Origin of the sequence: Undibacterium sp. RuTC16W (genome assembly GCF_049339445.1) — a bacterium.
GTDB lineage: Bacteria > Pseudomonadota > Gammaproteobacteria > Burkholderiales > Burkholderiaceae_D > Undibacterium.
On sequence record NZ_JBMPPE010000001.1, the window covers coordinates 723993 to 737951 of the forward strand.

General features: G+C 52.9%; 11 protein-coding genes. 6 read left to right on the plus strand and 5 right to left on the minus strand.

Going from position 1 to position 13959, the window contains the following annotated elements; translation table 11 throughout:
* Positions 1 to 124 precede the first annotated feature (124 nt).
* Positions 125 to 2335 (plus strand): catalase/peroxidase HPI, encoded by a 2211-nt coding sequence (katG, locus tag ACO0K4_RS03140; protein ID WP_422955137.1) that lies wholly within the window; start codon positions 125 to 127, stop codon positions 2333 to 2335.
* 247 nt (positions 2336 to 2582) lie between these two features.
* Here the strand turns inward: katG and ACO0K4_RS03145 are convergent, their stop codons facing one another.
* The gene (locus tag ACO0K4_RS03145) at positions 2583 to 3143 is read right to left on the minus strand and encodes a Spy/CpxP family protein refolding chaperone (RefSeq protein ID WP_422955138.1); all 561 of its coding nucleotides are present in this window, start codon (positions 3141 to 3143) and stop codon (positions 2583 to 2585) included.
* A 314-nt stretch (positions 3144 to 3457) separates the two neighbouring features.
* Here ACO0K4_RS03145 and ACO0K4_RS03150 point away from each other — a divergent pair, with 314 nt between their 5' ends.
* Entirely contained in the window at positions 3458 to 4186 is a 729-nt protein-coding gene (locus tag ACO0K4_RS03150; RefSeq protein WP_422955139.1) for a response regulator, read from the plus strand.
* Positions 4183 to 5532: an ATP-binding protein gene (locus ACO0K4_RS03155; RefSeq protein WP_422955140.1), complete on the plus strand. Its 1350-nt coding sequence runs from the start codon at positions 4183 to 4185 to the stop codon at positions 5530 to 5532. The genes ACO0K4_RS03150 and ACO0K4_RS03155 overlap by 4 nt, the downstream gene beginning before the upstream one ends.
* Positions 5533 to 5704: 172 nt before the next feature.
* Here the strand turns inward: ACO0K4_RS03155 and ygiD are convergent, their stop codons facing one another.
* Both ygiD and ACO0K4_RS03165 read right to left on the minus strand, forming a co-directional pair.
* A complete protein-coding gene (gene ygiD / locus ACO0K4_RS03160) occupies positions 5705 to 6481 on the minus strand; it encodes a 4,5-DOPA dioxygenase extradiol (RefSeq protein WP_422955141.1) in 777 nt (258 codons plus the stop codon).
* Positions 6482 to 6654: 173 nt separating this feature from the next.
* Positions 6655 to 8628 carry a phosphatase PAP2 family protein gene (locus ACO0K4_RS03165; protein WP_422955142.1) on the minus strand — a complete coding sequence of 658 codons (1974 nt, stop codon included), beginning with the start codon at positions 8626 to 8628 and terminating at the stop codon, positions 6655 to 6657.
* A 297-nt stretch (positions 8629 to 8925) separates the two neighbouring features.
* On the opposite strand from ACO0K4_RS03165, the gene ACO0K4_RS03170 reads away from it, so the two are divergent.
* Positions 8926 to 9402, plus strand: a complete 477-nt coding sequence (locus tag ACO0K4_RS03170; RefSeq protein ID WP_422955428.1) for a DUF2721 domain-containing protein — start codon at positions 8926 to 8928, stop codon at positions 9400 to 9402.
* A gap of 101 nt (positions 9403 to 9503) precedes the next feature.
* Here the strand turns inward: ACO0K4_RS03170 and ACO0K4_RS03175 are convergent, their stop codons facing one another.
* A complete protein-coding gene (locus tag ACO0K4_RS03175) occupies positions 9504 to 10874 on the minus strand; it encodes a PKD domain-containing protein (RefSeq protein WP_422955143.1) in 1371 nt (456 codons plus the stop codon).
* Between the two features lie 262 nt (positions 10875 to 11136).
* Between ACO0K4_RS03175 and ACO0K4_RS03180 the strand changes: the two genes are divergently transcribed.
* Together ACO0K4_RS03180 and ACO0K4_RS03185 are read left to right on the plus strand one after the other, a co-directional pair.
* A complete protein-coding gene (locus ACO0K4_RS03180) occupies positions 11137 to 12807 on the plus strand; it encodes a long-chain fatty acid--CoA ligase (protein ID WP_422955144.1) in 1671 nt (556 codons plus the stop codon).
* A 100-nt stretch (positions 12808 to 12907) separates the two neighbouring features.
* Positions 12908 to 13198 carry a hypothetical protein gene (locus ACO0K4_RS03185; protein ID WP_422955145.1) on the plus strand — a complete coding sequence of 97 codons (291 nt, stop codon included), beginning with the start codon at positions 12908 to 12910 and terminating at the stop codon, positions 13196 to 13198.
* Positions 13199 to 13456: 258 nt separating this feature from the next.
* On the opposite strand, the gene ACO0K4_RS03190 is transcribed toward ACO0K4_RS03185, so the two are convergent.
* Positions 13457 to 13669, minus strand: a complete 213-nt coding sequence (locus tag ACO0K4_RS03190; RefSeq protein ID WP_262837176.1) for a cold-shock protein — start codon at positions 13667 to 13669, stop codon at positions 13457 to 13459.
* Between the last annotated feature and the right edge of the window lie 290 nt (positions 13670 to 13959).

Here is a 13959-nt window from a genome sequence, read left to right on the forward strand (position 1 = left end):
TCTTGATCATAAGAGTCATAGCAAATACCAATTGACTTCATAATTTAAATTGAATTGATCTATCGTCAGTCGCCCCCTAGAATCAGTTTGGTAATAAATTTTTAATCAATTTAAGGAGATACGCATGTCAAACGAAGCAAAATGCCCTTTCTCAAGTGGCGCCGCTAAAAACACGGTCGCCAGAGGTGCGCCAGCCAATGCGGACTGGTGGCCAAATCAACTCAAACTCAATATCCTGCACCAGCACTCCGCCAAATCTGACCCTATGGGCGAAGAGTTTAACTACGCTGAAGCCTTTAAAAACCTGGATCTGCACGCCGTCATCAAAGACCTGAACGCGCTGATGACAGATTCACAGGACTGGTGGCCGGCCGACTATGGTCACTATGGTCCCTTCTTCATCCGTATGGCATGGCATGCCGCGGGTACTTACCGTATCGCCGATGGTCGCGGTGGCGCAGGCTCCGGCTCGCAGCGCTTCGCACCGTTGAATAGCTGGCCTGATAACGGCAATCTGGATAAGGCACGTCGCTTACTCTGGCCGATCAAGCAAAAATACGGTCGCAATCTGTCATGGGCAGATCTGTTCGTCCTGACGGGTAACGTGGCACTGGAATCGATGGGCTTCAAGACTTTTGGCTTTGCCGGTGGCCGTCCGGATATCTGGGAACCGGAAGAAGACATCTACTGGGGACCGGAAGGTAAATGGCTGGGCGACCAGCGTTATACCGGCGACCGGGATCTGGAAAATCCACTCGCTGCCGTGCAGATGGGCTTGATTTACGTGAATCCTGAAGGGCCGAACGGCAATCCAGATCCGCTCGGTTCAGCCCGCGACATCCGTGACACCTTCGCCCGCATGGCGATGAATGACGAAGAAACCGTCGCTCTTACCGCAGGTGGTCATACTTTCGGCAAGACTCACGGCGCAGCTGACCCGGGTAAATATGTCGGCGCAGAACCAGAAGGTGCGGACATTGAAGAACAAGGCCTGGGCTGGAAAAACAGTTTTGGCAGTGGCAAAGGTGTACACACCATTACCAGCGGTCTGGAAGGTGCATGGACGCCAAATCCGGTCAAATGGGACAACGGCTATTTTGAAACGCTGTTCGGCTATGAATGGGAGCTGACCAAGAGCCCTGCCGGCGCACATCAATGGAAACCCAAAGGTGACACTGGTGCTGGCACCGTACCCGATGCCCATGATCCCGCCATCCGTCACGCACCAATGATGTCCACAGCGGATATGGCGATGCGCATGGATCCGGCTTACGAAAAAATCTCACGCCGCTTCATGCAAAACCCGGCCGAATTCGCGGATGCATTTGCCCGTGCCTGGTTCAAGTTGACACATCGCGACATGGGACCGATCACCCGTTACCTCGGCCCGCTGGTACCAAAAGAAGAACTGATCTGGCAAGATCCGGTTCCGGCCGTGGATCACAAACTGGTCGATGAACAGGACATCACAGCACTGAAAGCGAAGCTGCTGACCTCTGGCCTGTCGATCTCCCAATTGGTGAATACCGCCTGGGCATCTGCCTCCACGTTCCGCGGCAGCGATAAACGCGGCGGTGCGAACGGTGCACGTATTCGTCTGGCACCGCAAAAGGATTGGGAAGCCAACCAACCGGCAGAACTGGCAACGGTATTGGCGAAACTCGACGCAATCCAGAACGACTTCAATGCGGCGCAATCCGGCGGCAAGAAAATTTCTCTCGCTGACCTGATCGTGCTGGGCGGATCTGCTGCGGTAGAAGCTGCGGCTAAAAAAGCAGGGCATGAGGTCAAAGTATCGTTCACCCCAGGTCGTACGGATGCCTCACAGGATCAGACCGATGTCGAATCGTTCGCGGTGCTGGAACCGGTTGCAGATGGCTTCCGCAATTACATCCGTAAAGGTCTTGAAGCACATGCGGCCGAGCTGCTGGTAGACAAAGCACAATTGATGCGGCTGACTGCCCCCGAGCTGACCGTGCTGATCGGCGGTTTGCGCGTTCTGGATGCGAATGTCGGGCATGCAAAACACGGCGTGTTCACCAAGCGACCAGAGACTCTGACCAATGACTTCTTCGTGAATCTGCTCGATATGGGTACGAAATGGCAAAAGTCCGCCACGTCGGCGGGCGTGCTGGAAGGCCGCGACCGGACAAGCGCTGGTACGGGTGACATCAAGTGGACTGGCACCGTAGTAGATCTGGTCTTTGGTTCTAACTCGCAGCTAAGGTCTTTGGCAGAAGTGTATGCATCAGGCGATTCGCAACAAAAGTTCGTCAATGACTTTGCAGCCGCCTGGACCAAGGTAATGAATCTGGACCGTTTCGATCTGGCTTAAAAGCTGCACCGGCTTTTCTCTGGCGTCCGTTGGCATGATGTTGTAGTGTGCCGGAGAGAAGCTAGAAAGCTCGCCCATCCGGTCAGGCAAAGTTCTTCCGACCAAATAAAAACTCCACCAAAACACCGCATGCGGCAGCCTGGTGGAGTTTTTTTATTCAGCGGCTAGCAAGAACGAGTGAGATTCAACACCAGCGCTGACGAATTTTTTAACAAGGTTTGCTGGCATGTTTGCCAGCGATTCCCGCTTATTTTTTGTCCATCATCGGCTGATCCGGTTTGCCGTCCTGTCCCATAGGACGACGCAACCCATGTTCCATGTCGCCGCCCATGCGGTGATGCATGTGACGATGGCTTTCATCAAAAGTTTTTTTCTGCTCCGGAGTCAGTACGCCGTAAAAAGTTTTCAAAGCCGCCAGATGCGCTTCGGCTTTGGACTGACGATCCTTCATCATGCCCAGCATTTTTTCCATACGTTCTGGGGTGCTTAATTTGTCCATTTCTTTAGGATCTGGGCGCATTGGCGGCGTGCCTGCCGGTGGTTTGACCGCGTCGATAAAAGTTTTCCAGGCAGGTTCTTGTGCTGCGCTGAGTTTCAGCTTGTCATGCAGTTCTGCCTGGTGCTTGGCCATACGCTCTTGCATTTTTTCGCCCCACTTGGCATGATCCATGGCGCCTTTATCATGCATAGATGGCGATGGCGGCGGGGCTGATGGGGCAGCAGGTGCTGACTGCGCAAACACAGCGCTGGTCATACTCAAAGAGATTGCCGTCAAAGCGAGCATCAGTGGTTTTTTCATTGTTTTCATTCGTTCCTCACGTGGTAATTGGATGCATGGGTATCGATGCATTGATGTCAAAGTTTGCCAGTGAATAGGGTGAGCCTTACTTTGCAATAACGCTCTGGTGTTCATCGCAAACTTTATGTGCCCTGCACATGGAACGTATGTTGGATCAATGATGTAACCGGCAAGTGTCGGTACCTACCTGCTTTGTATCGCACTGTAACAACCCGGGTGAATAGGCGACCCGCGTGTTTCGCATTGTTTCCACAAGGGTTTATCATAACAAGTCGATACAAAATCCATTTCTACGCTAACTTCAGACGGTCATAATGAGAACCATGGATACTTCAAGCAAAATTTTGATCGTTGATGACGATCGTGACATCCGCAGCCTGCTGGCAGATTATCTCGACGGACATGGTTACAGCACCATGATGGCCGCCGATGGTAATGCTATGTGGACTACGCTGGACAATAACCAGATCGATCTGGTGGTACTCGACTTGAATCTGCCTGGCGACGACGGACTGACTCTGTGCCGCAACCTGCGCGCCAAGTCGAGTATGCCGGTGATCATGCTGACCGCCCGCAGCGAACCGCTGGACCGGATTCTGGGACTGGAAATGGGGGCCGATGATTATCTGCCAAAACCTTTTGAGCCACGCGAATTGCTGGCACGCATACGCAGTGTATTACGCCGTACCCAATCTGCTTCGCTAGGCAGTAACGGTGAGCAGATTCAGCGACTGAAATTTGCCGACTGGACACTCGACCTGACCGCACGCCATCTGATTAGTCCTGACGATATGGTCATCGCTCTGTCGGGTGCTGAATTCCGTATGCTGACTATTTTCCTCGATCATCCGAACCGGATTCTGAACCGCGATCAGTTGCTGAACATGACGCACGGCCGCGATGCCGATCCATTTGACCGATCGATCGATATTCAGATCAGCCGTCTGCGCCAAAAGCTGCGCGAGGATGCGCGATCTCCACAGATCATTAAAACCGTGCGTAACGGCGGCTATGTCTTATCCGTCACCGTCACTGCGGAACACGGCGCATGAAGATCATGAAATCGATGTCTAGCCGCATCTTCGGCATACTCCTTCTCGGTGTCGTGAGTTCCACGGTATTGACCTGGTGGCTGGCGTTCGGCGAACGGCAAAAGACGATCGAACAATTTCGCGATTCACGTGCGGTAGAACGTGCCGAACAACTGGTGCTGGCGATGGATGCCTTGCCCGAAGCTAGCCGTGAAGCATTCCTGACGACGGCACCACGACTGGGTTTGCGCGTGACGAACCTGCCGATAACGAGTTCGACCGAGGCACCGCGTTCGGCCTATGCAGCGGCATTGAGCGAACGGCTGGGCAAGACTTTTCGCGTGCTGTCTTTGCCGCCAAATTCAGAGGGATGCACCAATCTGCCAGCGGAAGCGCGCACCACACGCGGCCCCTGTGAAGAACTGGGCATTACCCTGCATGATGGTACCGCTCTGCGCCTGACGGTATTACCACCACGCGGTCCTTTGCCGCCGTTGCGGCCGGATTTCGTGCTGTATTTGCTGCTGTTCCTGCTGAGTATTGCCGTGCTGGCCTATCTGGTATCGCGGATGACGATACGACCTTTAAAACAACTGGCGCAGGCCGCGACCGATCTGGGTAACGACATCAACCGTCCCGCTTTGCCAGAAAATGGCACGACTGAAATTTTGCAGGCGACCAGAGCGTTTAATTCGATGCAGTCGCGGATACGCCAGCACATCCAGCAGCGCACGCACATGCTGGCGGCGATCACACATGATTTGCAAACCCCGCTGACACGCTTGCGCCTGCGTCTGGAAAAAGTCGGCGACACCGAATTGCGCGATAAGCTGATCGGCGATTTATCGGCAATGCAAACCATGGTCAAAGAAGGACTGGATCTGGCGCGCAGCATGGACAGCAACGAAGCGCTGCGCCCGATGGATCTTGATTCGCTACTCGACAGCGTCTGTAGCGACGCCGCGGATGCGGGGCAGGACGTGAGCTTTTTCGGCAAATCCGGCATCACCGTCATGGCGCGACCACAGGCTCTGCGCCGCTGCCTGACCAACCTGATCGACAATGCCGTGAAATACGGCCAGTTCGCCAAAGTGAGTTTAGAGACCAGCAATGAGGCCGGTAAAAAACTCATGCACATACTGATACGCGACGGCGGCAACGGCATTCCCGAGGATCAGTTAGAAAAAGTGTTTGAGCCGTTTTATCGCACCGAGACATCGCGCTCACGCGATACCGGCGGTACCGGTCTTGGTCTGACGATTGCACAAAATATCGCCCAGCAACATGGTGGTAGCGTACAACTGAAAAATCTGCGCGAAGGCGGGCTGGAAGTGCAACTGATACTACCGGCTAAGCCAGCGTTATAGCAATTCTTCAAACTCAAATAAATCGCGATACCAATGCTACAGATATTAGATATTAAAATTAGATACTCCTATCTAGTATTTATAGCATCCGCTTATAAACAGTGCGGACTAAGACATATTTAACGAGGAAAACAGGGGAGTATCCTGTTTTCTGCTAAGCTATCTCCGCGGCTCAGGACACCAGAGCCGACATCATGCTGATCGCCCCGAGTTCCATCCCCTCGGTTGCGATCTCCAGTTTATCATCGGCAGATTTAGCGCCCAGCACATACAGCAGCGGTAAAAAATGTTCCGACGTAGGCACCGACAAACTCGCATCCTGACCCAGTGTCTGATAATTCACGACCTGATCAAAATCCCCGTCCAGCATCGCCTGACGCATCGCGTCGTTAAACCGTATCGCCCAGTCATACCCATTTGAACGCGGATCCATACGGCGCAGATTGTGCACGACATTGCCACTGCCGATCAGCATGACACCTTGTTCGCGCAAGGCCGCAAGTTTTTTACCTAGCTCAAAATGGAAGGCCGCAGGCTGATTCATATCCAGACTCAATTGGAGTACCGGAATATCGGCAGCCGGATACGCCTTGACCAGCACCGACCAGGTACCGTGATCAAGCCCCCATTGCTGATCAAGCTGCACGGGCAGAGGCGCCAGATGCTCCGCAATTTTGGCTGCCAGCGCTGGATCCCCGGGAGCCGGATACTGCATGTCAAACAATGCCTGCGGGAATCCGCCAAAATCATGGATCGTCGGCGGTGCGGCCATCGCCGTCACGCCGATGCCATAAGTGGTCCAGTGCGCCGAGATCGCCAGAATCGCTTGCGGTCGCGGGAAGCGTTCGGCAAAGCCGCGCCAGGCCTTGGTGTAGCGATTATCTTCCAGCGCATTCATTGGACTGCCGTGACCAAAAAAGATGGCGGGCATGCGAATGGTTTCAGCCATGATGTATTTCCCCTGATAGAGTGCAGATAGTCAGGAGTATGTCGGATTTTGCACAAATGTGTGCATCACGGCACAAAGATGCGACAACCGCTTCGCAGTCAGTTGAGCTTGCGCAAATCAGCACTCATTTCGCCGCGGTCCGATGACGTGGCGAAATGAGTTCTCAGACCTTGTTAGCTTCCCAGACGCACTTGCATTCCGGTGTCGGTATAGACCGGTGTTGCCGTAAAACCGTCCACGACGACACTGGTGAATTTGCCTTTAAAACTTGCGGCATTAATGATCGTCAACGTATCGCCCGCCGCTGGCTTATAAGGGCTTTGGAATTTGATATGCAGCGTGCCGCCGGCAATCGTGACCAGGCCGGTGGCCGTCAGTCTGCCTTGCTGGGCACTGCCTACATTCAGCTCCAGACTTGAACCGCTCAGTTGCGTGTATTTGCCGGTAATGGTTACCGCAGCCGCCGCGTTAGTGATCAGCGTACCGCCGCTGACATACACATCGCCCTTACCTAAGGCCGACGTTGCATCGGCCTGCAGCACACCAGCGGTTAATTCTGTTCCGCCGGTCCAGCTATTATTACCTGTCAATTTTAAGACGCCGCTACCTTGTTTGATCAATTTGCCCGTACCGGAAATATCGTTGCGCCAGCTATCTGCTGCACTGAAGCCACCCTGGCTCGCATCCATCAGCACCACCACATTGCCGGTGAACGTGCCGTAGCCATCAGCCGCCGCAAATAAATTCAGTCGCCCCCACCCCTCGGCATCGTCCATCACCGGATAGCCCGATGCAATCGCGGTTGTTTTCAGCACCACACGACGCTGTGCATCGCTTAGATAAGGCAGGCGGGTTTCCAGCAAGACCTCTGCGCCTTTCGGTACAACAGCGGGTGCCGTAGTCGCGCCAACCGGTGCAAAACCATAGGTCATGCGACGCAGATAATTTGCCTTGTTAGTCGCATAGTCGGCAAAGCGATCGTTGTCCACGCTAGCGGAATGCGCAAAAGCGTTAAACGTATCAGCACTAGTGCCGGTCTGTGCGATCAGCGCGCTATGTGCCTGCGCGACTGCCGCACTTTTTTTTGCGGCATTGGCAGAATCAAACAGATTGGCGGCAACGACGGCCTGTCCCTGTATGCGACCACTAATGACGTCTAGCGGTGAGTGCATGCCGGCCAGAATACGGTTTTCACCCAGCTCCAGACCACGGGTCAGAATTTCCTGAAAACGCTCAGGTACGGCGTAGGCCATTGCGACGGTATCGCGTGTCGCTTCCGCCGCATGGCCACTGGTAAAACCACCGTCTGTGGCGGGCGTTGCGCTTTTTGCCGGCACCAGAGCAGGGACAACGACAACACTGGTACTCCAGCGATAAGGGCGGGCGTATTTATAAAAACGCTTGGCTGGTTCGGTTGAGCCATTGGTACTCATCAGACCGATGAAATCGACCACGTTGCCAAATGTCGCATTGGCGCTGCCACCAACACCAATATTGTTGCCGCTATCGTTATACAAAACGCTGGTGGCATCTGCTGCAATTGCGGTAATGCTGGTGGTCTGCTGTGCGGCTGTGCGCCAGGCGCTTGTCAGCGGCCCCATGCCATCGGTCACGCTATATCCCTTGCCACGACGGTCATCGAGATAGGCTGCGGTCTCTTGCGCCGAAGTACGCGCAAGCGTTGCTGCGACAACGTATTGGATATTCGCATTATGGACGGACGTATTGAGTATCGTGCCGCCCGCAGTGCCATCATTTGGCAAACCTGTCCAGACTGAAGGCACGACAGCAGGAAAACTTCCGACCGCAGGAGCCGTGACACCCGCATCGACGATCTCGGTCAGTGGTTGCCAGATATCTTTAAAACCAGCCAGTACGCGCACCCCGGCGTTGGTGCTAAGCGTCGCATAACGCGCATCGCCACGCTGATTGCTCGCAACATTGTCAACAAAAGCCGGTACCGATGCAGCAACGGGTGCCGTATCCACAAAGCCCTGATCAAGCGGCGCGGCTGGAATCGTCAACGGGACTTCCGCCTGATTTGTACTGCCACCGCAGCCAGCCAGCGCCAGTGCGGTACTGATTGCCAATACGAGAGATGTCAGAGGTAGCAGCGGGAGTTGTCGGGTCGTGAATCTGTCTTGCATGTGAATACCTCTTTGGTTGCTATTGGTTACCGTTAGTTGCCGTTGGTCAACAGGTCTTAGGAAAGAGGTATCTTAGTTGTACGATGTTACAGACTCATGACGGGCGCATTGGTCGTTCGATGAATGACGCCAGGGATTAGTGGTATTAGCACTGAGGGTGCTGTGGGTGCTGTGCACCTTATTCACGTAATGTCAGCATTTTTTGCCTTCTGGCTCAGCAAAAGCACGATGCAAACTCAAGGCTGCTAAAATTGCGCATCGTCTTCAACCGTCTTACCACTACACGGAATCACTGTGATCAACTTACAACTAGGCGATGTCAGCCATATTATTCAGCTCGCGATTGCACCGGTATTTTTACTCACTGGTGTGGGTACCAACCTCACCGTGTTGACGAATCGTCTGGCGCGGATTATCGACCGCTCACGCCGCCTGGAAGATGTCTTTCAAGCCGATGCCAGCGCCATCGACAAACCAGGGCTACGTGAAGAATTGAATGAACTCTATGAACGTTCTCACCTGATCAACCGCGCCATCACGCTGAGTACCGCATGCGGCCTGCTGATCTGTCTGGTCATTGCGACCTTGTTTATGGGGGATGCGACGGATCTGCGTCTGGACAAACTGATTGCCGCGCTATTTGTCGGTGGCATTCTCGCGTTGATCGGCAGCTTTGTGTATTTTCTGCGCGAAATTTTTGTGGCCACCAGAACCTTGTCCAGACAACGCGAACTGGGATTAAAAAACCATCCCGATTCGCTGAGGAAGAACTAAAGCCGGTGCAGAACTAAAAACAATTTAACTAAAACAGTGTTCGGGAGACGCATGATTGCCATTCTCAGTGTCCCCGTCGGGATCCCTGTCGAGTCAATGCATTACGGCGTCACCTGCACCAACACATCCGTAGACACTGAGCCAGGGTTTGCCGTCGTAATCGGCTGATAACTCGCACTGACGCGAAATACCAATAAGGTCTTCGAGGTCACCGTCGGGGCAATAAAACCCGCATTGCTAGAACTGGCACTCGCCAGCACGACGCCAGGTCCTGAGATCTGGGTCCAGCTGTAATACACCGTATGTCCCGTCGCAGCAGATGGTGTAGCCGCCGTCAGCGTGACATTATTCCCGGACGCCACGGTCTGGGTCGGTACATACGAAGTAATCGACAGTGGCGGCAGACTATCGACAAAATACACAACATCTACCTGTTGTACCGGCTCAGTCGAGTTGCCACTGGCGTCGATAGGCGCATTCGATACGTTCAAGGTGAACAGGAAGGTAGTCTTGGTCACGATATCGCTAGGCAAAGCAACTGTAGCAATCGCACTGTTCGCATTGACAATGCTCACGGCAGGTCCTGATTTTTGTGTCCATAAATAATAAATCGCACCGGTCGTGACCTGATTGCCATTCACATCAAACCGCATGGTTTTACTGCCATCCAGTGATACGGCAGCACCCGCTTGCGCTACGCCACCGCTATACGAAATCGGCACGATGGTCGGCTTGATGACAGGATTAATCGTGACCGTCTGAATGGCGGTACCGGTTCTCGGTTTATCATCGGTAACACGACATTCAAACTTGACCACGGTTGGCGTCGTCACGATAGGTGCCGTAAAGTCGGTTATGGCGCTGCTTGCAGACGTAATTTTCAGCGTCAAATTCGCCGCATCGCTGATCACCCATTGATACGCGTACACGCCGGTATTCGTCGTGCCGCCGTTGCCACTGCAGCTGAGCGTTGCCTTACTGCCCGAGGTCACTTCTGAATTCGCTGCAACCTTGACCGCCGGATTCAGCGTGACTGAGGCTTCTTTACGCACGATCAGGTTCGTGCTGCTGGACGTCGAATTATTTTTAGCATCCACCACTGTAACGGTGAGTTTGTAAGTGTAATCTGCAGTGAGTTTAGCGGGGGGGGTCAGATTAACGACACAACTCCAGTCGCTGCCTGAAGTGCTTTTGGTCGCGACTTTGCAATCGGTATTCGACGAGGCGGCTAAGGCTGTGGCATCCAGCGTCAAGGCGTCTACGCGCCAGGTCACCGAACTAATCGCCGCCGCACTGCTGCTGACGCTGGCAGTAAAAGTCAGCGGATCGCCGGTACTCACCGAAGCAGGGCCGGCAAATGCAATCACAATCGGCGAACTGCTCGCGCCGCTGCCAGAACCTGAGGAGCCGCCACCACATGCAGCGACACTAATCAATAAAATGAGCGCGAAAATTCGGAAAAAAACTGACACCACATAGACTCCGTCTTAAAAGTTTGCTGCTTGTTAGCTAGCTGTTTGCTGCTAATTAGCTACTTATTAGCTACTTATTAGCTACTTCATTGTAACTTTAATCGATCTGTAGTTAAACCCAAGGCTTGCCAGGCCAAGATTTTTTACATTCCGGCCAGCCATCCGGGGCGATATGAATACGTCGTTGTAATTTGCGAACGCTCGTGCCAAAATGGGACTTAGGGGCAGCACTCTAAAAGCAAAATCCGAACGGAGACAAGACATGAACACCAAGCACTATGCGCACTGGCCACCTGGTCTGCCATATCATCTGATCGCACCGGAAACCAGCGTCTATACCAATCTGCACATTGCTGCCCTGCGCTATCCAGACAAACCTGCGATTATTTTTTATGACAGTGTACTGACGTATGCGCAACTGCATGCAGAAGTGCTGGCTCTGGCCGGCTATCTGCAAAAGGCCTGTGGCGTACAACGCGGCGACCGCGTCTTGCTCGATATGCAGAACTCACCTCAGTTCATCATTGCGTATTACGCGATCATGCGCGCCGACGCAATGGTGGTGCCGGTCAATCCTATGCTGATGACCGATGAACTTGCCCATTACATCGACGATAGCGGTGCGAAAGTCGCGATTGCGTCACAAGAAATTTTCTCACGCCTGCAACCTCTGGTTGGCAGTACCAGGCTAAAACATGCGGTGGTCGCCACCTACTCCGACCAGCTAACCACAGACACCACACTGACGGTACCGGACTTTGTCCGCGCGCCGCGTGATGTAGCCGTGCAAACAGGCGTCACCACGTGGAAAGACGCAATTGCGCAAGGCAGTCAGGCGGAGCATCAAGTTGGCCCGCATCTGGCGACACCCGACGATCTGGCGTGTATGCCCTACACCTCAGGTACTACCGGCAAGCCAAAAGGTTGCATCCACACGCATCGCTCGGTGATGTTTAATATTGCGGCCAGTCCGGTCTGGTCTGGCTCTATCGTACCGACCCATGTTGCCCTCGCGGTGCTGCCGTTCTTTCACGTCACCGGCATGCAATCGGTGATGAACAGCATGATCTTTTGCGGCGGCGCGCTGGTCATACTGCCGCGCTGGGACCGCGATGTTGCAGGTCAACTCATCACGCGCTACAAGGTCACCAACTGGACGCTAGTACCGTCCATGATGATCGACTTCCTGTCGAATCCACGACTCGCCGAATACGATATTTCCGGTCTGAACCGGGTCTCAGGCGGCGGCGCAGCAATGCCAGCGGCTATCGCACAAAAGCTGCTAGAGCTGTCGGGTCAAACCTATATGGAAGGTTATGGTTTGTCAGAGACAATGGCACCGTCCCACCTGAATCCGCCGCAACGCATGAAACAACAGTGCCTGGGAATTCCACACTTCAACACGGACTCACGCATCGTCGATCCGACGACCCTGCAAGAAGTACAGCAGGGCGAGACCGGTGAAATATGGATCAACGGCCCGCATGTCTTCCAAGGTTATTGGAACGATCCGCAAAAAACCAGGGAATCGTTTGCCGACCTTGATGGCAAGCGCTTCTTCCGTAGCGGTGATTTAGGTTATATGGATGAAGAAGGTTTCTTCTTTTTTACCGACCGGCTCAAACGCATGATCAATGCCAGTGGCTTTAAAGTCTGGCCAGCCGAAGTTGAATCCATGATGTACCAGCATCCCGCAATACAAGAATGCTGCATCATCGCCGCCCGCGACGCCTACCGTGGTGAAACCGTCAAAGCCGTCGTCGTCAAAAAACCCGGCGTCGAAGTCAGCGCCGAAGACATCATGACCTGGGCGCATGAAAAAATGGCGGCGTATAAGGTACCGAAGTTTGTAGAATTCGTCGACAGTCTGCCTAAGTCAGGTACCGGCAAAGTCATGTGGCGCTCGCTGCAAGAAAAAGAAGCAGCAAAATAGCCTTAGCAATTCTCTGCTTGGTTTTTTTGCTTCGCTTCTTGCTTCGTTTTTTTCACGTCTAAAAACGCAAAAAGCCCGCCAAAAGCGGGCTTACCATTCATTGCAACGACTCACCAGCAACCCATGCTATCTGCGTGGTGCCACTGGCCAGGTCAACAACCCGTGCTATCTGCGCGGTGCCATTAACGGATTGAGTCGCTTTTTACTGCTTATCCATATTCTTGCGAATATGTTGACGGTAGAACGAATGTTTTTATTTCACAAATCAACTAAACCACTTTCCGGTGCCACCGATCACTCACTGGCACGGCCGGTTAGAATTGATGCACGTTTGAAAATCAGCGCTGACATCATGCCAGTACGAATTTTCGCTGCGGTGACAACTCACTGAAGAACTAAACCATTTCCCAACAACCCATGCTATCTGCGTGGTGCTACTGGCCGGTAAGAATTCCTCTGCGCATTAGAAATCAAGCTTACGATCTTGTTCTAACTCGTGAAATCTTTGTCTTGCTGTGACAATCTTTTTTCACCGCCAGCCCATGCTATCTGCATAGTGCCAGCGGCCGGTATTACTGATTAAAGATAATCACCGCAAGACGACTACTTAATCTGCTGCGCGGCGACCAGTGATCGCCGCTGCCATCAATTAAGAAAGAATTTGAATATTGCCAGCTTTGTCGCCTTTAGGACCAACAGCAGCTTCGTAGGAAACGCGTTGATTTTCTGACAGACTCTTAAAGCCGGAAGATTGGATGTCTTGAAAATGGGCGAATAAATCCGGACCACCTGCATCTGGTGTGATAAAGCCGAAGCCCTTAGCATCATTGAACCATTTGACTATGCCTGTTTGCGTGCTCATGTTATTTCCTTTTATTTTAAATATAGGCTAGCTTGCCTGAGAGGCACTTGAAACCAAGAGATGAAACCGGAGGAAGTAAAACAGAACGACTAGAGGAACAGCCATGCAGAATTGGGACCAACAATATGACAACTTGATGCAAGTACAGGGCGGAATATACACGTTTACTTCTTAATCACCTAATTATATTTTCAGACGTCGTTTTATTTATCCGGCGACAAAATACTTGGCTGTGCCCAGAAATTTTCTGAGCACGAATGTGAAAAAGATAAAACTTGAATCTGGAAAAA

What these genes read in the sequence shown, in the direction of transcription:
- ACO0K4_RS03150 (WP_422955139.1), top strand. Translation starts at nt 3,458, where the DNA reads ATGGATACTTCAAGCAAAATTTTGATCGTTGATGACGATCGTGACATC.
- ACO0K4_RS03180 (WP_422955144.1), top strand. Translation starts at nt 11,137, where the DNA reads ATGAACACCAAGCACTATGCGCACTGGCCACCTGGTCTGCCATATCAT.
- ACO0K4_RS03190 (WP_262837176.1), bottom strand. Translation starts at nt 13,669, where the DNA reads ATGAGCACGCAAACAGGCATAGTCAAATGGTTCAATGATGCTAAGGGC.
- katG (WP_422955137.1), top strand. Translation starts at nt 125, where the DNA reads ATGTCAAACGAAGCAAAATGCCCTTTCTCAAGTGGCGCCGCTAAAAAC.
- ACO0K4_RS03145 (WP_422955138.1), bottom strand. Translation starts at nt 3,143, where the DNA reads ATGAAAACAATGAAAAAACCACTGATGCTCGCTTTGACGGCAATCTCT.
- ygiD (WP_422955141.1), bottom strand. Translation starts at nt 6,481, where the DNA reads ATGGCTGAAACCATTCGCATGCCCGCCATCTTTTTTGGTCACGGCAGT.
- ACO0K4_RS03155 (WP_422955140.1), top strand. Translation starts at nt 4,183, where the DNA reads ATGAAGATCATGAAATCGATGTCTAGCCGCATCTTCGGCATACTCCTT.
- ACO0K4_RS03165 (WP_422955142.1), bottom strand. Translation starts at nt 8,628, where the DNA reads ATGCAAGACAGATTCACGACCCGACAACTCCCGCTGCTACCTCTGACA.